We start from the raw sequence: 522 nt of genomic DNA on the forward strand, positions 1-522 counted from the left end.
ATGCCTTTAGCGGCAAGTTTCTTTTTATCGGGATTGAGATAGTTTGCCAGGCGGCTGAGATCGGCATTCAGCAATAGCGTGCCGTGGTGGAATCCGCGGTCTTTCGTTTCACGATAAGCAGAACCAGAGACTTTACGATCGCCATCCGGCGTTTTCACCACCAGATCGTTACGCCCGGAGGCATCAGCTTCTACGCCCAGCGTATTCAGNACTTTGCGATCGCCTTCGGCCGTTTTGACCACCAGATCGTTACGCCCGGAGGCGTCAGCGTTGACGTCCAGTGCGTTCAGGGCATTGAGTACGATAGTGGTGGAGATGGTTTTGTCGTATTCCGGTTTACCGGCCATAAAGGTAAAGCAGGTATTACCTAAGTCATGGAACACCGCGCCGCCGCCGCTGCTGCGACGGGCGAGCCGCACGTTGTCTTCCTCCATCCGGCGGGTATTACACTCTTTCCACGGGTTTTGCGCCCGGCCAATCACCACCGTATCGGCGTTACGCCACAAGAACAGGACGCGCTGC

At 56.0% G+C, this 522-nt stretch carries 1 pseudogene; it reads right to left on the minus strand.

The window, feature by feature from the left end:
• Positions 1-522, minus strand: a pseudogene (locus tag FDX22_RS22035) (hypothetical protein); the annotation flags it as partial.

Source organism: Citrobacter sp. TBCS-14, assembly GCF_005280805.1.
Classification (GTDB): domain Bacteria; phylum Pseudomonadota; class Gammaproteobacteria; order Enterobacterales; family Enterobacteriaceae; genus Citrobacter; species Citrobacter gillenii.